The sequence below is a fragment of the Agrobacterium sp. V1 genome (genome assembly GCF_030518355.1).
Taxonomy (GTDB): domain Bacteria; phylum Pseudomonadota; class Alphaproteobacteria; order Rhizobiales; family Rhizobiaceae; genus Agrobacterium; species Agrobacterium cucumeris.
This window is the reverse complement of record NZ_JAULSF010000003.1, coordinates 61,173-82,014: the sequence shown is the minus strand read 5'-3', so window position 1 is coordinate 82,014 and position 20,842 is coordinate 61,173. Positions and strand designations below refer to the sequence as shown.

17 protein-coding genes and 2 pseudogenes are annotated in these 20,842 nt (G+C 58.8%); 17 read left to right on the top strand and 2 right to left on the bottom strand.

The annotated features are described in order from the left end of the window. The first annotated feature begins 19 nt into the window (after positions 1–19). Genes QSV77_RS23920 through QSV77_RS23900 form a run of 5 tightly spaced genes read left to right on the top strand, consistent with a single transcriptional unit; the run spans position 20 to position 6,235 of the window. Positions 20–1,006, top strand: a complete 987-nt coding sequence (locus tag QSV77_RS23920; RefSeq protein WP_302735364.1) for an ABC transporter permease — start codon at positions 20–22, stop codon at positions 1,004–1,006. Next, positions 1,003–2,157, top strand: coding sequence for an ABC transporter permease (locus QSV77_RS23915; RefSeq protein ID WP_302735363.1), 1,155 nt, complete (start codon positions 1,003–1,005; stop codon positions 2,155–2,157). The genes QSV77_RS23920 and QSV77_RS23915 overlap by 4 nt, the downstream gene beginning before the upstream one ends. After that, positions 2,154–3,854, top strand: a complete 1,701-nt coding sequence (locus tag QSV77_RS23910) for an ABC transporter ATP-binding protein (RefSeq protein WP_302735362.1) — start codon at positions 2,154–2,156, stop codon at positions 3,852–3,854. Before QSV77_RS23915 ends, QSV77_RS23910 begins: the two co-directional genes overlap by 4 nt. A gap of 3 nt (positions 3,855–3,857) precedes the next feature. Next, a complete protein-coding gene (manD, locus tag QSV77_RS23905; RefSeq protein ID WP_302735361.1) occupies positions 3,858–5,066 on the top strand; it encodes a D-mannonate dehydratase ManD in 1,209 nt (402 codons plus the stop codon). Positions 5,067–5,080: 14 nt separating this feature from the next. Next, positions 5,081–6,235: a mandelate racemase/muconate lactonizing enzyme family protein gene (locus QSV77_RS23900; protein WP_302735360.1), complete on the top strand. Its 1,155-nt coding sequence runs from the start codon at positions 5,081–5,083 to the stop codon at positions 6,233–6,235. 60 nt (positions 6,236–6,295) lie between these two features. Here the strand turns inward: QSV77_RS23900 and QSV77_RS23895 are convergent, their stop codons facing one another. Further along, positions 6,296–7,000 carry a FadR/GntR family transcriptional regulator gene (locus QSV77_RS23895; RefSeq protein WP_302735531.1) on the bottom strand — a complete coding sequence of 235 codons (705 nt, stop codon included), beginning with the start codon at positions 6,998–7,000 and terminating at the stop codon, positions 6,296–6,298. Between the two features lie 317 nt (positions 7,001–7,317). Here QSV77_RS23895 and QSV77_RS23890 point away from each other — a divergent pair, with 317 nt between their 5' ends. From QSV77_RS23890 to QSV77_RS23855, 8 genes and pseudogenes are all read left to right on the top strand, one after another. After that, entirely contained in the window at positions 7,318–8,289 is a 972-nt protein-coding gene (locus QSV77_RS23890; protein ID WP_302735359.1) for a substrate-binding domain-containing protein, read from the top strand. Between the two features lie 87 nt (positions 8,290–8,376). Further along, entirely contained in the window at positions 8,377–9,903 is a 1,527-nt protein-coding gene (locus tag QSV77_RS23885) for a sugar ABC transporter ATP-binding protein (protein ID WP_302735358.1), read from the top strand. A gap of 12 nt (positions 9,904–9,915) precedes the next feature. After that, entirely contained in the window at positions 9,916–10,923 is a 1,008-nt protein-coding gene (locus QSV77_RS23880; protein WP_302735357.1) for an ABC transporter permease, read from the top strand. 6 nt (positions 10,924–10,929) lie between these two features. Continuing rightward, positions 10,930–11,820 (top strand): aldose 1-epimerase, encoded by an 891-nt coding sequence (locus tag QSV77_RS23875; protein ID WP_302735356.1) that lies wholly within the window; start codon positions 10,930–10,932, stop codon positions 11,818–11,820. A 27-nt stretch (positions 11,821–11,847) separates the two neighbouring features. Then, positions 11,848–13,470, top strand: coding sequence for a GMC family oxidoreductase (locus QSV77_RS23870; protein ID WP_302735355.1), 1,623 nt, complete (start codon positions 11,848–11,850; stop codon positions 13,468–13,470). Between the two features lie 13 nt (positions 13,471–13,483). Beyond that, entirely contained in the window at positions 13,484–14,632 is a 1,149-nt protein-coding gene (gene dgoD, locus QSV77_RS23865; protein ID WP_302735354.1) for a galactonate dehydratase, read from the top strand. A 14-nt stretch (positions 14,633–14,646) separates the two neighbouring features. Next, positions 14,647–15,426: an SDR family oxidoreductase gene (locus QSV77_RS23860; RefSeq protein ID WP_302735353.1), complete on the top strand. Its 780-nt coding sequence runs from the start codon at positions 14,647–14,649 to the stop codon at positions 15,424–15,426. Positions 15,427–15,574: 148 nt separating this feature from the next. Continuing rightward, positions 15,575–16,285 (top strand): annotated as a pseudogene (locus tag QSV77_RS23855) (IS6 family transposase). A gap of 73 nt (positions 16,286–16,358) precedes the next feature. Here the strand turns inward: QSV77_RS23855 and QSV77_RS23850 are convergent. Then, positions 16,359–16,466 (bottom strand): annotated as a pseudogene (locus QSV77_RS23850) (damage-inducible mutagenesis protein); the annotation flags it as partial. A 134-nt stretch (positions 16,467–16,600) separates the two neighbouring features. On the opposite strand from QSV77_RS23850, the gene QSV77_RS23845 reads away from it, so the two are divergent. From QSV77_RS23845 to QSV77_RS23830, 4 genes are read left to right on the top strand one after another with little or no spacing between them, the layout of a single operon-like run. Then, on the top strand, positions 16,601–18,100 hold the full coding sequence (locus QSV77_RS23845) for an NAD(P)-binding domain-containing protein (protein ID WP_302735352.1): 1,500 nt from the start codon (positions 16,601–16,603) through the stop codon (positions 18,098–18,100). After that, a complete protein-coding gene (locus QSV77_RS23840) occupies positions 18,093–18,737 on the top strand; it encodes a 2-hydroxychromene-2-carboxylate isomerase (protein WP_302735351.1) in 645 nt (214 codons plus the stop codon). The genes QSV77_RS23845 and QSV77_RS23840 overlap by 8 nt, the downstream gene beginning before the upstream one ends. Next, positions 18,734–19,735 carry a dipeptidase gene (locus QSV77_RS23835; protein WP_302735350.1) on the top strand — a complete coding sequence of 334 codons (1,002 nt, stop codon included), beginning with the start codon at positions 18,734–18,736 and terminating at the stop codon, positions 19,733–19,735. Before QSV77_RS23840 ends, QSV77_RS23835 begins: the two co-directional genes overlap by 4 nt. Before the next feature lie 29 nt (positions 19,736–19,764). After that, on the top strand, positions 19,765–20,838 hold the full coding sequence (locus QSV77_RS23830) for an ABC transporter substrate-binding protein (protein WP_302735349.1): 1,074 nt from the start codon (positions 19,765–19,767) through the stop codon (positions 20,836–20,838). Positions 20,839–20,842 lie beyond the last annotated feature (4 nt).

The following is a 20,842-nucleotide window of genomic DNA, read 5'->3' as shown; positions in this document are numbered from 1 at the left end:
ACGTCGAACGGCGAGATCCATGTTTCGTTTTATTCTTAAGCGGCTGGTGTTTGCGATACCGACACTGTTTGCCGTCTCCATCATCGCCTTCATCATCATCCAGCTGCCGCCCGGTGACTACCTCACGACGCTGATGGCGGATTGGGCCAGTCAGGGCGGTGCGGTGGAAGCGGGAACGGTAGAGGCCATGCGCGAGCGTTATGGTCTCGATCAGCCCATGTATTTCCAATATTACAAGTGGATCTGGGGCATCCTCACGCAAGGCGATTTCGGCATTTCCTTCGAGCTGGGACGTCCGGTGACGGAACTGATCTGGAGTCGTCTCGGCTTCTCGCTTCTGCTCTCGTTTCTGACGCTGTGCTTCGTATGGGCAATCGCCATTCCCATCGGCATCCTGTCGGCCGTCCGGCAATATTCGATTTCCGATTATTCCGCGACTTTTCTCGCCTTCTTCTTTCTGGCCGTGCCGGACTTCCTGATGGCGCTGTCTGCCATGTACGTCATGTCCGCATGGTTCGGGCAAAGCGTCGGCGGGCTGTTTTCACCCGCATTTGTCGATGTGCCCTGGAGCTTCGCAAGGCTGATCGACTTTTCCCAGCATGTCTGGCTGCCGGTTATCGTCATCGGGCTCGGCTCGCTTGCTGCCCTCGTGCGCATCATGCGCGCCAATCTGCTGGATGAGCTTTCGAAACCCTATGTCACGACGGCTCGCGCCAAAGGCATGTCGGAATTCGAATTGTTGATGCGTTATCCGGTGCGGCTGGCGCTCAACCCGCTGATTTCCACGCTGGGCTGGATTTTGCCGGCGGTGATCTCAGGCGAAATCATCGTCTCCGTCGTCATGAGCCTGCCCACCACCGGGCCGCTGCTGCTGCGCGCGCTGCTTGCCCAGGACATGTATCTCGCTGGCTCGCTCATCCTGCTGATCTCGGTGCTGACGATCATCGGCACCCTGATTTCGGACATCCTGCTTGCCATCACTGACCCGCGGATTCGGCTGCAATGACAGATATCACTCATCTTCCGCCGGATACCGGCCCATCGCTCGATCTTCACAACAAGGACATTGCCGTTGCCGGACAATGGCGTCTCTTCTGGCTCAAGTTCAAAAAGCATAAAATCGCCCTTGTGAGCCTGGTCGTGATCATCGTCATGTATCTCGTGGCGGCCTTTGCGGATTTCATCGCCCCGGTTGATCCCAACGCCACCAATGCCCGCTTCACCTATGCGCCGCCGCAATGGATATCGCTGATGCATGACGGCTCTTTCAAGCCGCATGTCAGCCAGTTGAAGATGACGCTGAACACGGAGTCCATGCGTCGGGAATTCACGCCCGATCCGGCCAAGCCGCTCACTGTCGGCTTCTTCGTCAAGGCTCAGCAGCCCTATCATCTGCTCGGCTTCATTCCGATGGAAACCAAGCTGTTCGGTCTGACCGACCCCAAGCCCGGCGACAGTCTCTATATCTTCGGTGCAGACCGTCTGGGGCGCGATATCTTCAGTCGCGTCGTCCATGGCGCCCAGATATCGCTGTCCATCGGCCTCGTCGGCGTGTTCATGAGCCTCATTCTCGGCGTCACAATCGGTGGTATCTCCGGCTTTTTCGGCGGATGGCTCGATCTCGTCATCCAGCGTGCCATCGAGTTGCTGCGATCCATTCCGACGATCCCGTTGTGGATGGGGCTTGCCGCCGCGATTCCGATCGGGTGGCCACCGCTTCGAACTTATTTCATCATTACCCTTATCGTCTCATTGATCGGCTGGACCAGTCTGGCACGCGAGGTGCGCGGCAAGTTCCTGTCGTTGAGGAATGAGGACTTCGTCATCGCCGCACGGCTGGACGGGATGAGCGAATTCCGCATCATCTTCAGCCATCTCGTGCCGTCTTTCATGAGCCATATCATCGCGACGCTGACGCTTGCCATTCCGTCGATGATCCTGGCTGAAACCGCATTGTCGTTCCTCGGTATCGGCCTTCAGCCGCCGATCATCTCCTGGGGTGTTCTCCTTCAGGAAGCGCAGAACATCCGCGCGGTGGCGCAGGCGCCCTGGCTGCTGTTCACGCCCGCCGCCGCGATCGTGATCTCGGTGCTTTCCCTCAATTTCCTCGGCGATGGCCTTCGCGATGCCGCAGACCCATACGAGTCCGTATCATGACCAGCAGTGACGACACGATCCTCAAGGTCGAAAATCTCAAGACCTATTTTCCAACCCGCACCGGCATCTTCAAGGCCGTGGATGGCGTTTCCTTCGAGCTGAAACGGGGTCAGACGCTCTGCGTCGTCGGTGAGTCCGGCTCGGGCAAATCGGTGACGGCGCGCTCGATCCTTCAGATCGTCGACAGGCCCGGACGCATCGAATACGGCCATATCCTGCTGAAACGGCTGGATGGCAGCGTGACCGATCTTGCAACGCTCGATCCGCGCGGCAAGGAGATCCGCTCGGTGCGTGGTAAAGAGATCGCCATGATCTTTCAGGAACCGATGAGTTCGCTGTCTCCGGTCCACCGCATCGGCACGCAGATCGGCGAGGCGCTTCGCATCCATTTCGGAACGTCAAAGAAGGAGCAACGCGCCCGCGTCATCGAATTGCTCAGGCAGGTGGAAATACCGAGACCCGAAACGGCGATCGATCGCTACACGTTCGAATTCTCCGGCGGCATGCGCCAGCGGGTGATGATTGCCATGGCGCTTGCCTGCAATCCATCCGTTCTGATCGCCGACGAACCGACGACGGCGCTCGATGTGACGACGCAGGCGGAAATTCTCGATCTCATCAAGAAGCTCCAGAAGAGCCATGGCATGGCGGTTTTGTTCATCACCCACGATATGGGCGTGGTGGCGGAAATTGCCGACGAAGTACTGGTGATGTATCGCGGCAAGGTGATGGAGAAAGGCTCGGTCGAGCAGATTTTCCACGCGCCGCAGGATGATTATACCCGCCGGCTGATCGGCTCGGTCGTCAAATTGGAGAAAAAGGCGGAGGTGCGGCTGAGCCGCCCCGCGATACCGACTGAGACGCCGCTGCTTCTCGATGTCAAAAACCTGTCGCTCACCTTTGCGTCGGGCCTGAAGGCTGTCGATGACGTGTCCCTGTCGGTTCGTCCGGGAGAAACCCTTGGCATCGTCGGCGAATCCGGGTCCGGCAAGACGACCATGGGCCGCTGCCTCCTGCGCATTTACGATCCGCAGGCCGGGACGATCGGCTATCGCCGCCCGGATGGCAGCACCGTCGATCTTCGCACCGCCGGCAAGTCGACGTTGAAGGACGTCCGCCGCGAGGTTCGGACGATCTTTCAGGATCCCGTTGGTTCGCTCAGCCCGCGCAAAACCGTCGGCCAGATCATCGCAGAACCTTTGAAACTTGCCGGCATGAAAGGCGCCGAGGTCGAAGATCGCGTTGCCGAATTGATGCAGCAGGTTGGGTTGGAACCCGCATGGCGCGAGCGCTATCCGCATGCTTTTTCCGGTGGCCAGCGCCAGCGTATCGGCATTGCAAGGGCAATCGCGGTCAAGCCGCGCCTCATCGTCGCGGATGAGGCGACGTCTGCGCTCGATGTTTCGCTTCGCTCGCAGATGCTCGACCTGATGATGAGCCTTCAGGACCGGCTAGGTCTTTCCTACGTCTTCATCTCTCACGACATGTCCGTCATCCGCTACATGTGCGACCGCGTTGCGGTCATGTATCGCGGCAAGATCGTGGAGATGGGCGACACCGATCAGGTCGTCAACGATCCGCAGCATGACTACACGCGATCGCTGCTGTCGGCCATTCCCCATCCAGATCCGCGTGAGAGACGCCTTGCCCAGCGCTTCCGCTACGATCCCACCCGTACCCTTTCCACCATTGGATAAGTCATGAAAATTACCGACGTTAAAATCATCGTTTGCTCGCCCGGCCGCAATTTCGTGACGGTGAAGATATTCACCGACGAAGGCCTGACCGGCGTGGGTGACGCGACGCTCAACGGCCGTGAAAAGGCGGTCGTCGCTTATCTTCAGGATCATCTGGCGCCGCTGCTGATCGGCCGCGATCCCTCGCGGATCGAAGATATCTGGCAATATTTCTACAAGGGCGCCTATTGGCGTCGCGGTCCGGTGACGATGGCCGCCATTGCCGGCATCGATACCGCACTTTGGGATATCAAGGCCAAAGCTGCGAATATGCCGCTTTATCAGCTCTTTGGCGGCGCAAGCCGTGAGAAGATACTCTGCTACACCCATGCGCAGGGCACGGATATCAATGAAGCGGTAGAAGCCGTCGGCAAACGGATCGATCAGGGCTACAAGGCCGTTCGGGTGCAGGTCGGCATTCCCGGTCTGCCCGGCGTTTACGGAACCGGAGCGAAATCCGTCACCAACAACGCTGTCGATGACGCTGTTCCGCATGAGGAAGTCTGGTCGACATCGAAATATATGCGGCATATCCCGAAGCTTTTTGAAGCGGTTCGTGATGCCTATGGCGATGACATTGAACTGCTGCACGACACGCATCACCGCCTGACGCCCATCGAGGCGGCGCGGCTCGGCAAGGATCTGGAATTTGCGCGGCTGTTCTGGCTCGAGGATGCGGTTGCTGCCGAGCATCAGGAAGGCTTTCGCCTGATCCGCAAGCATACGACGACGCCGCTGGCCGTCGGCGAAGTGTTCAACACGATCTGGGATGCCCGGCTGCTGATCGAAGAGCAGTTGATCGACTATATCCGCATGACCTCGGTCCATGCGGGTGGTATCACGGCGCTTCGCCGTGTGATGGATTTTGCCGGTATCTATAATGTCCGCACCGCCTGCCATGGCGCGATGGACATGTCGCCGATCTGCCTTGGCGCCAATCTCCATCTTGACCTGTGGGTGCCGAACTTCGGTATTCAGGAATATTCCGGTTATCTGCCGGAAATCCTCGAGGTGTTTCCAAGCGCATGGAGTTTGAAGGACGGCTATCTGCATCCCGGTGATGCCATTGGCCATGGCGTCGATATCGATGAGAAACTCGCAGAGAAATATCCGTATCAGCGCGCCTATCTGCCCGTGAACCGTCTGGAAGACGGCACGCTCTGGCATTGGTAAGGGGGAGAGACGATATGAAAATCACAGCGCTCAAGAGCTACGCCGTCAAGGTCGGTATCCGCAACCAGCTTCTGGTGAAGATCGAGACCGATGAGGGCATTTTCGGCTGGGGCGAAAGCGGTCTCTCCGGCCGCGAAAAGGCGGTTGTCGGCGTGCTCGAGCACTATGCCGAATTCCTGCGCGGCCGCGATCCCTTCAAGATCGGCGCGCTCTGGCAGGAAATGTATCGCAGCCAGTATTTCGAAGGTGGCCGCGTCTTGCAGGCGGCAATTTCCGCCATTGATATCGCCCTGTTCGATATCAAGGGAAAAGCTCTTGGCGTTCCGGTCTACGATCTGCTCGGGGGCAAGCAGCGCGACCGCATTCCGACATTCGCCACCACGTTCGCAGCCCCCGGTGAAGCGATGATCGAACAGGCGCAGATGCTTGTCGAACATGGCTGGACCGCCATGCGTCTCTCGCCCGACGGCCACGAGAACAAGGAGATTTACGAGCCGCGCGAACACATCGCCACCACTGCGAAATGGTGCGTGAAGGCGCGCGAAGTGCTGGGCGACGATGTGGTGCTCGGCATTGATTATCACCACCGCCTGACGGTAGCGGAGGCGGCAAGCTTCTGCCAGAAAATGCCGAAGGGTACGCTGGACTTTCTCGAAGAGCCTATTCGTGATGAATCCCCCGGTGCCTACGAGGCCTTGCGGCGTCTCACCGACGTCCCCTTCGCCATCGGCGAGGAGTTCTCATCGAAGTGGCAGTTCCAGCCTTACATCGAGCGGGACATCCACCAGTTCAATCGCCTCGATGTCTGCAATGTCGGTGGTTTAACGGAGAGCATGAAGGTCGCCGCATGGAGCGAAACGCATTATGTGGACATGATGCCGCATAATCCGCTCGGGCCGATCTGCACCGCCGCGACGATCCATTTTTCGGCGACGGTTGCCAATTTCTCCTGGCTTGAAACCCGCGCCAGTCCCGCCGAAACCCATCTCGGTTTCGATAATTCCGAATTCTTCCCGGTTCAGCCAAAACTTGAGGGGCCTTTTTACCCGGTTTCGGATGCACCCGGTCTTGGCATCGAGGTGAATGAGGAGCTGATCGCACGGCAAAGCTTCGAGTTCTGGGAAGCGCCTCACCTCAAACGTCGCGATGGGTCCGTGACCAACTGGTGATGTCACAGATGCGTATCGCTCGGATAACAGTCGGCGATACGCAGTTTTTTGCCCGGAAGATTACTTTTCAACGGAATCAGATGGTTTGCGGACACGTGACAAGGCGTCCGTCATCTCGCTTCGTGCAACACCAATAAGCCGCTCCATCGCTTGGCGAGCCGCATCCGGACGCCGCATCCGTATCGCTTCAAGCACGTCCTGATGTGTTGAAATGGCCTGTTCATGGGACTGGCTGGCGCGATTGGTCAGGCGGAAGCTTGCAAGCAGGGCGGCGCGAATGGCGGTGGCGAACTGGCGGTAGACCCAGTTGCCGCTGGCATTGATGATCGCTGTATGGAAATCCAGATCGGCACGGCTCCAGTCTTCGGTATCGCGGGCATTGGCCTCCACCATGTTCTCGAACGCCCTGGAAATATGGTACAATTGCCGGGCATTGGCATTTGCCGCCGCCTGCGCTGCCGCTGCCGGTTCGAGTAACTGGCGGGCATCGATGAGCGAGGCATAAAAGGCGTCGTCAGCGCCTACCGACAGCATGACATCCAGCACGATCGGATCAAGATAGTTCCAGTTCTCACGCGGCAAAACGGTTGTGCCTGCCCGCGTTCGCGACCGCACCATGCCGAGCGCTGAAAGATATTGCATTGCCTCCCGCAGGCTGGTGCGGCTGACGCTGAACCTTTCTGTCAGTTCGGCTTCGTTTGGAAGCGTCGAGTTCTCTGGAAAAGCGCCTGAGACGATCAACTCGACAAGACAGTGGAGCAGCATTTCCCGCACGCTGCGTTTCCCGTGCTGGGCAATCGGCGTGCCGTGCTCCGTCAGCACTTGGGTAATGGGGCCGCTTTTCACGGTGCTGATATCCTTCTGTTTCTTTTCCCGACATGCGTGAAAAGCCTGCTCGCCTCGACCCGCAACCGAAAATTACGAAGGGACTCAATCGATAATATGAATGATCCTGACAAAACGATCAAATCGAAAAATAAATCGTATTTAAGTTGACATTTATCCGACTTAAATTAAGGTTTCGTTGTGCCGAATGGTGGAGAGAGACACCGGCAGTCGGGTTTTTATCAGGGAGAGAGCAGATGAAGCTCATTAGACACGTGGCACTTCTGGCTGCGGCAGCATGTGCGGGCGCAACGACCGTTGCCGCGCAGGAAGATCTGAAAGTCGGCGCAATCTATATGGATGCGCAGGGTTTTTATGCGGGTGTGCGCAAGGGCATCCAGAGCGGAGCGGCGGAAGCCGGCCGCAAGCTTGATGTTGTCGAGACAAACGCACAGGGCGATGTCAGCAAGGAATCCTCCTTCATTGATTCCCTGATCTCCGCTGGCGTTCAGGCCATTATCGTATCGCCTGTTTCAGCCGATGGCTCTTACCGGGCAATCCGCCGTGCGCATGACGCGGGCATTCCGGTGGTCTGCTACAACACATGCCTCAACGACGCCGAAATGAAGGAATATATCTCGGCTTATGCGGTCGGCGATCCATTCGATTTCGGTCGCAAGCTCGGTGATGCGGCCGCAGACTATTTCATCGCCCAGAAAAATGAAGCACCGAAGATCGCGGTTCTGAACTGCGAATTCGTCGAAGTCTGCGTTACACGCAGAAAGGGCTTCGAAGAGGCGTTGCAGGCCAAGGTGCCGGGTGCGAAGATCGTTGCCAACCAGGAAGGAGCGATCCTCGACAAGGCAGTTTCGGTCCCCAGCACGATGCTTTCCTCCAACCCGGATATCGACGCCTTCTTTGGTGAGGCGGGTGGGGCCACGTTGGGTGCGGCCCGTGCGGTTAAGAGCCAGGGCAAGACCGGCAAAGTGGTTGTCTTTGGCGGTGACATGACCACCGAAATTGCCCAGGAACTGGCTGACTTCTCGGTCATCAAGGCTGTTGTCGATATTTCCGGCCAGGGTCTCGGCAGGCTGGCGCTTGCTCAGGCGATCAAATCCATCGACGGTCAGCCGCCAGAGGGCATCAAGGTCGCTTACGATATCGATCTCTACAAGTCGTCCGAAGATGGCAAGGGCTGGCTGAAGGCACATGCTGACGGCATCCCCTGATCAACCTTTGGTCGCCGCCGCTCCGTGAGCGGTCCGCCAGATAGAGCCGCCGGGCGATCGGCGGCTTCAACAGCAATGGAAAGACCCATGACATCTGTTTTCCAGAACAGTCTGCCAGATATTTCGGCCGTCGCCTCGATCAAGGGATGTACGCGGCGTTACCCCGGTGTACTCGCTCTTGACGATGCCACATTCGAGGTGGCGCCGGGGGAGGTGAGAGCTTTGCTCGGCAAGAACGGCGCCGGTAAATCGACCCTGATCCGCATGCTGACCGGTGCCGAGACACCGGATACCGGAAGTGTATCGATCGGCGGCTCCGAACTATCGTCGTCCGGCTCTGTGCGGGCGCAGGAATCCTTCAAAAAAGGCGTGCGCGTCGTTTATCAGGAGCTCAGCCTCGTACCCGGCATGACGCTTGCCGAGAACCTGTTTCTCGGGCGCTGGCCGCGCAAGGGTGGTGTCATCCAATATGCAGCCATGGAAGCCGAAGCCGCAGAAGCGATGGCAAGCCTTGGCCTTGATCTTCCGGCGGATCGTATCGTAGCGGGCTTGAGCCCTGCGGAGCGGCAATTGCTTGAAATCGCCCGCGCCATGGTGGGCCAGCCCAGGCTTATTATTCTCGACGAGCCGACAAGTTCCCTGGCCGCAGCGGAGGCTGAAAAGGTCATGGCTGCCGTCAAAAATGTGGCAGCGAAAGGGATCGCGGTCATCTATGTCAGCCATCGCATGAATGAAATTCGCCAGATCGCTCATTCCGCGACGATCATGCGTGATGGCCGTATTATCGATACGGTCGACGTAAAAGGCGCCGATACGCGCGAGATCGTCAGGCTGATGCTCGGTTCCGAAGCCTCCCAGGCCGCGGCGCTTGAAAACCATGCGTCTTCCGATGTGGTTCTGGAGGTGCGGGATCTGGCGCTGGCCCCGAAGCTTTCGTCGATTTCCTTCGCCCTCCACAGGGGAGAGGTGCTCGGCATTGCCGGTCTGCTTGGCGCGGGCCGCACGGAGCTGCTGCAAGCCATCATGGGCGTGCGCGATTTCGACGACGGTGATGTTCTAGTGGATGGACGCTCGGTCAAGTCGGCCGGTTACAAGCAGATGGTCGGTATGGGCTTCGGCTATACGCCGGAGAGCCGCAAGGAAGAGGGGATCGTGCCGCTGCTTGGCGTTGACGAAAACACGCTTTCCACCAACTTCTCGGGCGTCAGTCGTAACGGTATCCTCTCGGCCAGCCGCATGGCGCAGGCGACACGCGACATCATTGAGCGTCTCCACATCAAGACGGCCAGCACCGACACGCCAATTGGTACACTTTCGGGCGGAAACCAGCAAAAGGTCGTCATCGGCCGCTGGGTCTATGCCGGAAGCCGCTTTCTTCTTCTCGACGAACCAACGCGCGGCGTGGATATCGAGGCGAAAGCGCAGATCTACGCCATTATCCGGCAGCTCGCCGCGGAAGGTCGCAGCGTTATTTTCGTTTCCAGCGAAATCGAGGAACTGCCGCTCGTCTGCGACCGCGCACTCGTTCTTCGTGATGGTGCGCTACGCGAAGAGTTCAAATCACCCAACATAGATCAGGACACCTTGATGGCTGCCTGCATTACCGGACATTGAGGGAGACAGACCATGTCACTCGATCAAACTGCCAAAAAGGCTGTTTCACAGAAGACTGCAAGCCGGGGCTTTGCCCTCTCGAAGCATATGAACGAGCTTAGCCTGTTCTTTGCCATTGCCGTTCTTTACGTCGTTTTTTCATCGACTGCGCCCGGCTTCATGTCGTTCAATAACCAGGTCAACATCCTGCGTGATGCGGCGACGATCGGCATTGCCGCCTGGGCAGTGACGCTCATCATTATTGCCGGTGAAATCGATGTCAGTGTCGGGCCGATGGTGGCTTTCATCTCGGTCGAGCTTGCATTTCTTCTGCAATGGGGTGTTCCCACACCCGCGGCCTTCGTGCTGGCGATTGCGTTCGGAGCGTTGCTCGGCTCCATTTCCGGCATTCTGCGCGCCTATTTCGATGTGCCGTCTTTCGTCGCCACGCTCGGCATGTGGAGCGCGTTGCGCGGCATCGCGCTTTTCGTAACCGATGCGCTGCCGGTTTCCATCGGCCGCAACGACATGCTGGATGCGCTCGACCGCTCGGTATTCGGCATTCCGCCCGCCGCCATTATCATGCTGGTGCTGTTTGCGATTTTTGCTTTCGTCAGCAGAAAAACCGCCTTTGGTCGGTCGGTTTTCGCTGTTGGCGGAAATGCACATGCAGCCTTCCTCAGCGGCATCAACGTCGCACGCATTCGTGTGGCGCTCTTTGCCATCGGCGGAGCGATGGCGGCCATATCAGGCATTCTTCTTGTTTCGCGTCTTGGTTCGGGCAATGCAACGGCGGCGAACGGTCTTGAATTTGACGTGATCGCGGCAGTGGTCGTGGGTGGGACCGCGCTTTCCGGCGGCCGTGGCTCTATGCTGGGTACGCTGCTTGGCGTTCTCGTCATCACGCTTATCGGCAATGGTCTTGTTCTCCTCGGCATCAATCCGTTCTTCCAGCAGGTAGTTCGCGGTCTCATCATCGTCATCGCCGTGCTTGCCAATATTCAGGCGATCAAGCGCAGCCTGTCGCGCAACAGGGGATGACGCGGCATGGCCATGATTGATCTGAAATCGGGACCGTTATCGCTGCGCATCTCGACGCAGTGCGGTATCATCCTCGGCTTCTGGAAGGATATCGACGTTGGCCGCGTGCCGTTGCTGCGTCCGGCAAAGTCGGACGATGCGGATGCCCTTGGTTCATCCTGCTATCCACTGGTGCCTTTCGGGAACCGTGTAAAAGACAACAGCTTCGAGTTCGATGGCAGGGCCTATACGCTTGCTGCCAACACTGCATGGGATCCGCATTACCTGCATGGCGAGGGCTGGCAGGCCGAGTGGTCCGTGGGTAAAAGAACGCCGACATCCGTCGAAATGAGCTTTACCTGCCACGGGTCGTCCACGCCCTATCATTATCGGGCGGTGCAGACGTTCACGCTGGAAGATGATCGCCTCGTGCTGACCCTTGCCGTGGAAAACATGGGGGAGCGCCCGATGCCCTTCGGGCTTGGCTGGCATCCCTATTTCCCCCTGACGCCGAAGACGACGCTGCACGCTCCTGCCAATTACTTCTGGACGGAAGTCGAGGGTTGGTTGCCGGGCGAACGAACAGTGATACCAGCCGATCTGGATTTCAAGGAGCCTGCTCCCCTGCCGGAACGCTGGGTCAATAATGGTTATGAGGGATGGACGGGAGAGGCGACCATTGTCTGGCCGGAGCGCCATGCGCAATTGCTGCTCACTGCCGATCCGATTTTCAGGCACGCCTTTATGTTCGTATCCGACACCACATTCGATCCTTCTTTTGAGCGGGATTATTTCTGTTTCGAACCGATGTCGCATCTGGCGAACGGGCATCATCTTCCCGGCCTGGGAGACCTTAAAGTGCTGGCGCCCGGCGAAAAACTGGCGGGCAGCTTCAGGCTTGAGCCGCGGGATCTATGAATATGCACATGCATCTGGAGATTAAAAATGCCCGATAAGCGGTTCGACTATATCATCGTCGGCGGTGGCAGCTCGGCATGTGTCGTCGCCGCGCGTCTTGTCTTGTCCGGGGCGCGGGTGCTGTTGCTGGAGCGCGGGCCGGCCAAAGCCAGCCCCATCATGCACTTTCCGGCGGGTTACATGAAGTTCCTGGCGAAAGATACCTATCTCGCCATGCACAGCACGAAGCCGCAACCGCAGCTCGATGGTCGCGGACCCATCGTGCCGCAGGGCAAGGTGCTGGGCGGCGGAAGCACCGTCAACGCCATGGTCTATATGCGCGGGCAGGCGGCGGATTTTGATCTCTGGAATGAACTCGTCACGACGCCCGGTTCTGACAATGACGGTGCATGGTCCTACAGTGACCTTTTGCCCTATTTCAAGGCGCAGGAAGACAACGACCATCTGGCGGGCGAATATCACGGCGTTGGCGGACCGCTGAAGATTTCGCATCTTGGTCACACAAGTCCCATGACGCGCACCTACGTCAAAACGCTTCAGGGCATGGGCATTCCCTATAATCCCGACTTCAACGGCGCCGAACAGTTCGGTGTCGGCTTCATGCAGCACACCATAGACTGGATGACCCGCAAGCGTTCCAGCGCAGTCGACGCGTTTCTGGCGCCGGTCATGAACAATCCGAAGCTAACCATCGAGACCGGCGCCACTGTCACGTCGATCCGCATGGATGGGAACCGTGCCATTGGCGTCGACTATGTCGAAAACGGCGCAAGAAAAACAGCCGATGCCGGCGTCGAGGTCATCCTCGCGGCGGGGGCCTACCAGACGCCAAAGCTCCTGATGCTGTCCGGTATCGGCCCGGAAGATCATCTCCAGCAACACGGCATCGCAACGAAAATCGCGCTTCCCGGCGTGGGCAAGAACTTGCAGGATCATTATGAATGCCCGGTCGTCGCCACGACAAAAGGGGCGTTCGGCTATTACGGGCAGGATCGTGGCTGGCCGATGATCAAGGCCGGTTTGCAATACCTGATGTTCAAATCCGGCCCTGCCTCCACCACAGGTGTCGAGACATGCGCTTTCTACGATCCGGACGGCAATAATGACCGTCCTACGATCCAGATGTTCTGTGTGCCTACCGTCTATCTGGATCGCGATGTCATGGGAACGGAACCAGGTGACGGCGTGACGATCAATTCGTTGCTGCTTCGCCCGAAAGCCCGAGGTTCGGTCACGCTTTCCTCCAGCGATGCCTCGGCAGATCCAATCGTCGATACGCAGATATTCGCTCATCCCGACGACCTGAAGCTGACCATGGCCGGCTTTCGTTTTGCGCGTCGGGTGCTTGCGGCCTCACCCATGCGCGACCTGATCGACAGGGAAATCTTCCCCGGTGCCGAGGTGACGAGTGATGAGGCGATCGCGGCCCATTGCAGGCGCACCGTGAAGACCGGCTATCATCCTGTCGGCACGTGCAAAATGGGCCATGACAGTGACCCGGAAGCGGTTCTGGACGCCACGCTCGGGGTGCGCGGCACGCGCTGCCTTCGGGTCGTCGACGCCTCGCTAATGCCGGCAATCGTCAGCGGCAATACCAATGCCGCCGTTCTTGCTGCCGCTGGCAAGGCAGCTGATCTTATTCTTTCTTGATTGGACTGATCTCATGAAAATTACCAGGCTGACCACCTACATCGTCCCGCCACGCTGGCTCTTCCTCAAGATCGAAACGGACGAAGGTATCGCGGGGTGGGGCGAACCCGTCGTCGAAGGCCGCGCGCTGACTGTCGAGGCGGCAGTGCAGGAAATGGCGGATTATCTCATCGGCAAAGATCCGTTCCTCATCGAGGATCACTGGACGGTGCTTTATCGTGGCGGCTTCTATCGCGGTGGCGCCGTGCACATGTCCGCGCTCGCCGGTATCGATCAGGCGTTGTGGGATATCAAGGGCAAAGCGCTCGGCCAGCCGGTTCACTCGCTTCTCGGAGGCCAGCTTCGCGACCGTATCAAGGTCTATTCCTGGATTGGCGGCGATCGGCCCTCAGACGTCGCGCAAAATGCCAGAGACGTCGTAGCGCGCGGTTTCAAGGCCATCAAGTTGAACGGCTGCGAAGAGATGCAGATCGTCGATACCAACGAAAAGGTCGAGAAGGCTGTCGAGACGATTGCCATTATCCGTGAAGCAGTCGGTCCGCATATCGGCATCGGCGTCGATTTCCACGGTCGGGTTCACAAGCCGATGGCAAAGGTGCTCGCCAAGGAGCTTGAGCCTTACAAGCTGATGTTCATCGAAGAGCCGGTGCTTTCCGAAAACAAGGAAGCGCTGAAAGAGATCGCCAACCATACCTCGACGCCGATTGCGCTGGGTGAGAGGCTTTATTCACGCTGGGACTTCAAATCCGTCTTCGAAGGCGGCTATGTCGATATCATCCAGCCGGACCTGTCGCACGCCGGCGGCATTACCGAATGCCGAAAGATCGCCGCCATGGCGGAGGCCTATGACGTGGCGCTCGCGCCGCATTGCCCTCTGGGGCCGATCGCACTCGCCGCCTGCCTGCAGTTGGACGCCGTATCCTATAACGCGTTCATCCAGGAGCAGAGCCTTGGCATTCACTACAACAAGAGCAACGACATTCTGGATTACATCTCCAACAAGGATGTGTTCCAGTATGCGGATGGCTTCGTCTCTATCCCGCAGGGGCCGGGCCTTGGTATTGAAATAGACGAGGCTTATGTCATCGAGCGCGCCAAGCAGGGTCACCGCTGGCGCAACCCGATCTGGCGTCATGCCGATGGCAGCTTTGCCGAGTGGTAAGTGGGGTGAACAGCATGGTTGGAAGGCTTTCCGGCAAACGCATCTTCATAACAGGCGCGGCGCAGGGTATCGGCCTTGCTCTTGCCAAGGCATTTCTTCGCGAAAATGCCGCCTTGTTCCTGATTGATCGCGACGCCGATCTCCTCGAACGCGAGGCGCGCGCACTTCAAGATGGCGGGGGCAAGCTCGGCTGGATGGCGGCGGACATTACGGATGCAAAGGCGATTGAAGCGGCTGTAGAAAAAGCGGCAGGTGGGATCGGTCGGATCAACGCACTCGTCAACAATGCCGGGGTCAACGTCTTTGCCGAGCCGCTGGAAACCAGCGACGAGGAATGGCAGCGCTGCTTCGATATCAATCTCAAGGGGGCGTGGTATTGTTGCCGGGCGACGCTTCCGGGCATGATACAAGCGGGCGGTGGCGTGGTGCTGAACATCGCCTCGACGCATGCCTTCACGATCATTCCGCATACGTTTCCCTATCCGCTGGCAAAGCATGCGCTTATGGGCATGACCAAGTCGCTTGGCATCGAATATGCGTCCAGAAATATACGGGTGAACGCGCTGGCGCCCGGATATGTCGCGACTCAGAAGGTCATCGATTACTGGAATAGCTTCCCCGATCCCGTGGCGGCGGAGGCGGAGACCATGAAGCTTCATCCCGGGGGTCGTATTGCCACTCCGGACGAAATCGCAATGGCAGCCGTCTTCATGATCTCCGATGAATGCCCTTTCATGAACGCGACATGCCTGACCGTCGATGGCGGCCTGGGCATTCAGCAACATCCTGCGTGATCGTAAGCAGACGATCCATCTTAAGAGGACTGCGGTTTCGAAACCAAGCAGCTTGAGGACCCAGCCCCGACTAAAGGCTTCCTCGAAGCTCAACCCGGGGTGGCATTGCCAAGTTGTTTGACTTGACTGTTTCGGGTATCGATGCCGCATGAAATTACCCAGTTCTTTTCCCCGGTTGAAGGGGTTTCGATTTCCGCGTGAGATTGTTGCTTATGCGGTATGGGCCTACTACCGGTTTGCGCTGAGCACGGCCGATGTTGAAGACCTGCTTGCTGAGCGTGGCGTGATCGTCAGCCGGGAAACCGTTCGCCTTTGGATCAATCGCTTTGGCCGCCATTTTGCCAATTGCATTCGCAAGGACCGGCCAAGGCCGAATGACAAGTGGCATATGGATGAGGTCGTCATCACGATCAGCGGGAGGACATTCTGGCTCTGGCGCGCAATTGATGCGCAAGGCGATGTTCTCGACATCCTGGTTCAAGCACGCCGCAATACCAAGGCCGCCAAGCGTTTCTTCTCCAGACTGGTCCGATAATTTGGCCAGCCTCGCGTCGTCGTGACGGACAAGCTTGGCAGCTATGTTAAGCCGATACAGGCTATCGCGCCAAATGCCGATCATCGTGCTCATAAGGGCTTGAACAATAGAATTGAAAACTCACACCGTCTAACCCGAAAACGGGAGAAGATCATGGGGCGGTTCAAGTCGGCGAAACAGGCGCAAAGGTTTCTTTCCGCTCATGATCAGATCAACCTGATTTTCCGCCCTCGTCGCCACAAACTCACGGCTGTCTCCTATCGTCATGCGCGCGCTGACGACTTGATGCTATGGCATGACTACACTGCCGAAATGGCCGCCTAACCGCTGGCTTGCTATTATCGTCAGACCTGATTCAAACAACTTGGCAGTACCTTCACGCGCATCAATTCCAGGACCATTGGGCCCGGCCAACGCCCGGCACTCGCAAATCCCATGGCTTGCCGCTGACCCGCCCCCGCGTGGTCGACGCCGTGGACTGACCAAGATCACTCGCCTCGGTCTGCCATTACGACGGTAAGCGCCAAACTTTGCCAAAAATCCCCAATAATTAGAAGATTTTTGCTTTCCGGATTTCCGCTTCTGTGTTTCTTATAATGCTTAAATAGAATTTTTAACACCTATTAATTCAGAAATAACATGATGGAAGATCGCAAAATCGAGGCAGTGTCTGTGAATGCGGGCGGCTTGCCCGCGCTGGAGGCGAGGCTTGCGCAGGAACTCGCCCTGCTTGAGCGACCGGCAAAGCCGTGGGTGCCGCGCACCTCTCTCAACGGTTCCGAAGTGCTGGATGTCGCCGTTATCGGCGCCGGGCTCTGCGGGCTGACCGCGCTTGCTGCTCTTTCATTTGCCGGGATCGACAATATCCGCGCTTTCGACAGGGCGCCCAGCGGGCGGGAGGGCCCGTGGGTCACCAGTGCGCGCATGGAGACATTGCGTACCCGCAAGGAACTGGCCGGGCCGGCGCTCGGCATACCCTCCCTGACATTCCGCGCATGGTTCGAGGCGCAGTTCGGTGTACGCGCTTATGAGGACATGCATCTTATACGGCGTGAAGCGTGGATGGCTTACATGGTGTGGTATCGCAATGTGTTGGCGCTGCCGGTGAGCAACGACACCGAACTTGCCGGCCTCGGTTTGCGTGAGGATGGTCTGCTCGATCTTGAGTTACAGGGGCCGGAAGGCCGTAGCAATGTTCTGGCGCGTCGGGTGATTTTGGCAACTGGGCTGGATGGTCTCGGTGCGCCGCGCCTGCCGGATGTGGCGAAAATGGTGCCCGCCCGCTTCGTGCGCCATAGCGGTGATATATTTGACGTGAGCGCACTGCGCGGCAAGCGTGTTGCTGTGGTCGGCGCCGGGGCTTCGGCGATGGACAATGCGGCCGCAGCGCTGGAAGCGGGGGCCGCCCGTGTCGATCTTTTCATTCGCAGGCCCGATATCCCGCGCGTCGAAAAATTCGGTGGCATCGCCAGCCTTGGTATGACCCATGGTTATATCGGCCTGCCCGATGCCGACCGCTGGGCCTTCATGGTCGAGGCGGAGCGCACACAGATCCCGCCGCCGCGCCATAGCGTCCTCCGGGTCTCGCGCCATGACAAGGCGTTCTTCCATCTCGGCAGTCCCGTTCTCAGCCTGACGGAAGTGGGTGATGCGGTGGAAATCGAGACCCCGAAGGGGCGCTATTTCTCCGATCTCATCATTTTCGCCACCGGCTTCGATGTCGATTTCGCCCGGCGGCCGGAATTTACCGCGCTGAACGACCGCGTCCTGCTCTGGCGCGATGCCTATCAGCCGCCCGCCGGTGAGGAGAATGACGCGCTGGGGTCCTATCCCTATCTCGGGCCGGCCTTCGAGTTTCTGCCGAAACCGGATCTGCCGCCCGCCAAGGCGGAGGCGATTTCCCTCATCCATTGTTTTGCCTATCCGGCCGTTCCCTCCCACGGGAAAATCACCAGCGGCATTCCGGCCATAAGCCCGGGGGCGGAGCGGCTGGCGCAGGGCATCGCGCGGTCTCTCTTCGTCGAAGATCGCGCCCGTCATTTCGATACTTTCATGAACCACGACGCCGCTGAAATCACCGGCGATGAATGGCGCGACGCGGACGCGCAGGACAGGATCAAGGAGCATGCCAATGGCTGAAGCGGCGCTGAAACTGGAGATATTTTACGGGATTTCCTCGCCATGGGCCTATTTCGGTGCGCCACGGGCCGTGGACGTCGCCCGCACGCATAGTGCCGAAATCGTCCTGCGGCCCATCCGCATCATCGAGGCCAATGGCGGTATTCCGCTGCGCAGCCGCCCGGATGCCCGGCAGAGCTATCATGCCGTGGAGCTGGACCGGTGGCGTCGATATCTCAACATGCCCCTCAACCTTGCGCCGAAATTCTATCCCTGCGCCACCATCGAACGGGCCGCGCAGCTCGTCATCGCCGCGCAGAAGGCCGGGCTCGATGCGATCGGCCTGTCCTTCGCCATCCAGCGCGCCTTGTGGAGCGAAGATCGTGACATTGCCGATACCGAGACGCTCCGCGCCATCGCGCAGGCGGTTCTCGGCTCGGAAGGCGCTGCCCTCGTGCGCGATCCGCAACGGCAAGACATCGTGGCGGAATGGCAGGGAAATCTGGCAGAGGCCGAACGCCTCGGGATTTTCGGCACGCCGACCTATGTGGTGAACGGCGAACTCTTCTGGGGGCAGGACCGTCTGGAATTCGCAAGCCGCGCCCTTGGGGCGCTCAAGCAGCAGCTTTCACAATCCGCAGTGAGGACATCCGCATGACCGATGCCGCAAAACTTCACAATGAGGCCATCGTCATCGACGGTCTGCAAACCTGCCAGTGGAGCAGGTCCATATTCGAGGACATGCGCGCCGGCGGCCTCACCGCCGTCAATGTCTCCAGCGTGATCTGGGAAAACTTTCGCGAGGGCATCGGTTATGTCAGCGAATGGAAGCGTTTCCTGCGGGAAAACGACGACCTGATCCGCCCGGTGCGCACGGTTGCCGATATTCATGCGGCCAAGGCCGAAAACAGGACCGGCATCATCATCGGCTGGCAGAACACCTCGCCGCTCGAGGACAAGCTGGATTATGTCGAGATTTTCAAGGATCTCGGCGTCGGCATCATGCAGCTGACCTACAATACCCAGAACTATTCCGGTGCCGGTTACCTTGAAGAAAACGACAGCGGCCTGACAGGCTTTGGCCGCGAGGTGCTGGCGGAGATGAACCGCGTTGGCGTGCTCTGCGATCTGAGCCATGTCGGTGACAGAACCACGGCGGATGTCATCGCCCGCTCGCAAGCGCCGGTCTGCATCTCGCATGTGCTGCCGCGGGCGCTGCGCGACGTTAAGCGCAACAAGCCGGATGAACTGTTCAAGGCCTGCGCGGAAAAGGGCGGCATCATCGGCATCAGCCTTTTTGCGCCGGGACTTGCGGCCGGAAACGACGCCACGGTCGAGGATTATCTCGACGCCATGGCCTATGTCATCGATCTCGTCGGCGAGGACCATGTCGGCATCGGCACGGATTTCTCGCAGGATCGGCCGCGCCCCGGCCCCTGGCAGCTCTGGGCCAACCGCGACAAGGGCACGGCCCGCACGCTGACGGAATTCGCGACCGTCAAGATTTCCAAGCCGAAGGGCATCGAGCGCATCGGCGAGGTGCCCAACATCACTGCCCGCATGCTGGCGCGCGGCTGGAGCGAAACGCTCGTTCTCAAACTTCTCGGCCAGAACTGGCTGCGTGTGCTGGATGCCGCCTGGCGGCCCGCAAATTGACAATATCAAAAAAAACGGAGGCAATCGAAATGAAAAATGCTCATCAGCGCCGCAAGGCCGCTCTCGTCGTCGGCATCGTTGCCGCCGGGATCGCATCGCTCTCGGGAACCGTCTTCGCACAGGATGCGACGAAGGGCACCGTCAACATCGTGGGTTTCTCCGGCGTCTTTGCCGATAACTATCAGAAATTCATCATCGACGCCTTCAAGGCCAAACATCCGGGCATCGAGGTGAATTATCAGCAGAGCAAGAATTCGGCCGAAACGCTGGCGCTTCTCACCCTTCAGCGCGCCGAGCCGAAGGTCGACGTCGCCCTGATCGATGTGTCGGTGGCAATCAAGGCGAACAAGGAAGAGCTGTTCACCAAGCTTGATTCCGCCAAGGTGCCGAACCTTGCCGAACAGCCGGAATGGGCGCGCATCGACGGTGACCGCGCCGTCGCCTTCTCGCAGGACAATCTGGCTATCCTCTACAATACCGACGCGGTGAAGGAGCCACCGACAAGCTGGGCTGATCTCGCCGATCCGAAATACAAGGGAAAGATCGCCGCCAAGCTTTCCGATACGCGCGGCGTCATCCTGCTGCCGATCCTCACCAAGCTGAAGGGCGGGGACTACAAGACCTCCGTCGATCCGGCCATCGATTTCCTGAAGGAAGTTGCGTCGAGCGTCTCGACCTTCGAACCTGCGCCGGATTGTTATGCGGTGGTGCAGAGCGGCGAAGTTGATCTCTCCATCTGCTGGAACGGCCGCGCGCAATATCTGCACGACACGCAGGGCGGCAAGATCGGGATCGCCCTGCCGAAGGAAGGCTCCATCGGCCAGACGAACACGATCGGTCTTGTCGAAGGCTCCGCCAACAAGGAGGCTGCCGAGCTTTTCGTCAATTATGCGCTGAGCGCCGAGGCACAGGCGACCTTTGCCGAAAAGAGCTTCTACGGTCCGGTCAACAGCAAGGTCGCGCTCAGCGAACCCGTTGCCGCCCGCATCTATGGCAGCAAGGAGGCCCAGGCCGCGCAGTCTTCTCTCGACTGGAACTTCGTGGCGGACAAATATTCGGCGTGGATACAGCGGATCAACCGCGAGGTCATCGCGGCGAATTGAGACA

What these genes read in the sequence shown, in the direction of transcription:
- QSV77_RS23920 (WP_302735364.1), top strand. Translation starts at nt 20, where the DNA reads ATGTTTCGTTTTATTCTTAAGCGGCTGGTGTTTGCGATACCGACACTG.
- QSV77_RS23915 (WP_302735363.1), top strand. Translation starts at nt 1,003, where the DNA reads ATGACAGATATCACTCATCTTCCGCCGGATACCGGCCCATCGCTCGAT.
- QSV77_RS23910 (WP_302735362.1), top strand. Translation starts at nt 2,154, where the DNA reads ATGACCAGCAGTGACGACACGATCCTCAAGGTCGAAAATCTCAAGACC.
- manD (WP_302735361.1), top strand. Translation starts at nt 3,858, where the DNA reads ATGAAAATTACCGACGTTAAAATCATCGTTTGCTCGCCCGGCCGCAAT.
- QSV77_RS23900 (WP_302735360.1), top strand. Translation starts at nt 5,081, where the DNA reads ATGAAAATCACAGCGCTCAAGAGCTACGCCGTCAAGGTCGGTATCCGC.
- QSV77_RS23895 (WP_302735531.1), bottom strand. Translation starts at nt 7,000, where the DNA reads ATGCTGCTCCACTGTCTTGTCGAGTTGATCGTCTCAGGCGCTTTTCCA.
- QSV77_RS23890 (WP_302735359.1), top strand. Translation starts at nt 7,318, where the DNA reads ATGAAGCTCATTAGACACGTGGCACTTCTGGCTGCGGCAGCATGTGCG.
- QSV77_RS23885 (WP_302735358.1), top strand. Translation starts at nt 8,377, where the DNA reads ATGACATCTGTTTTCCAGAACAGTCTGCCAGATATTTCGGCCGTCGCC.
- QSV77_RS23880 (WP_302735357.1), top strand. Translation starts at nt 9,916, where the DNA reads ATGTCACTCGATCAAACTGCCAAAAAGGCTGTTTCACAGAAGACTGCA.
- QSV77_RS23875 (WP_302735356.1), top strand. Translation starts at nt 10,930, where the DNA reads ATGGCCATGATTGATCTGAAATCGGGACCGTTATCGCTGCGCATCTCG.
- QSV77_RS23870 (WP_302735355.1), top strand. Translation starts at nt 11,848, where the DNA reads ATGCCCGATAAGCGGTTCGACTATATCATCGTCGGCGGTGGCAGCTCG.
- dgoD (WP_302735354.1), top strand. Translation starts at nt 13,484, where the DNA reads ATGAAAATTACCAGGCTGACCACCTACATCGTCCCGCCACGCTGGCTC.
- QSV77_RS23860 (WP_302735353.1), top strand. Translation starts at nt 14,647, where the DNA reads ATGGTTGGAAGGCTTTCCGGCAAACGCATCTTCATAACAGGCGCGGCG.
- QSV77_RS23845 (WP_302735352.1), top strand. Translation starts at nt 16,601, where the DNA reads ATGATGGAAGATCGCAAAATCGAGGCAGTGTCTGTGAATGCGGGCGGC.
- QSV77_RS23840 (WP_302735351.1), top strand. Translation starts at nt 18,093, where the DNA reads ATGGCTGAAGCGGCGCTGAAACTGGAGATATTTTACGGGATTTCCTCG.
- QSV77_RS23835 (WP_302735350.1), top strand. Translation starts at nt 18,734, where the DNA reads ATGACCGATGCCGCAAAACTTCACAATGAGGCCATCGTCATCGACGGT.
- QSV77_RS23830 (WP_302735349.1), top strand. Translation starts at nt 19,765, where the DNA reads ATGAAAAATGCTCATCAGCGCCGCAAGGCCGCTCTCGTCGTCGGCATC.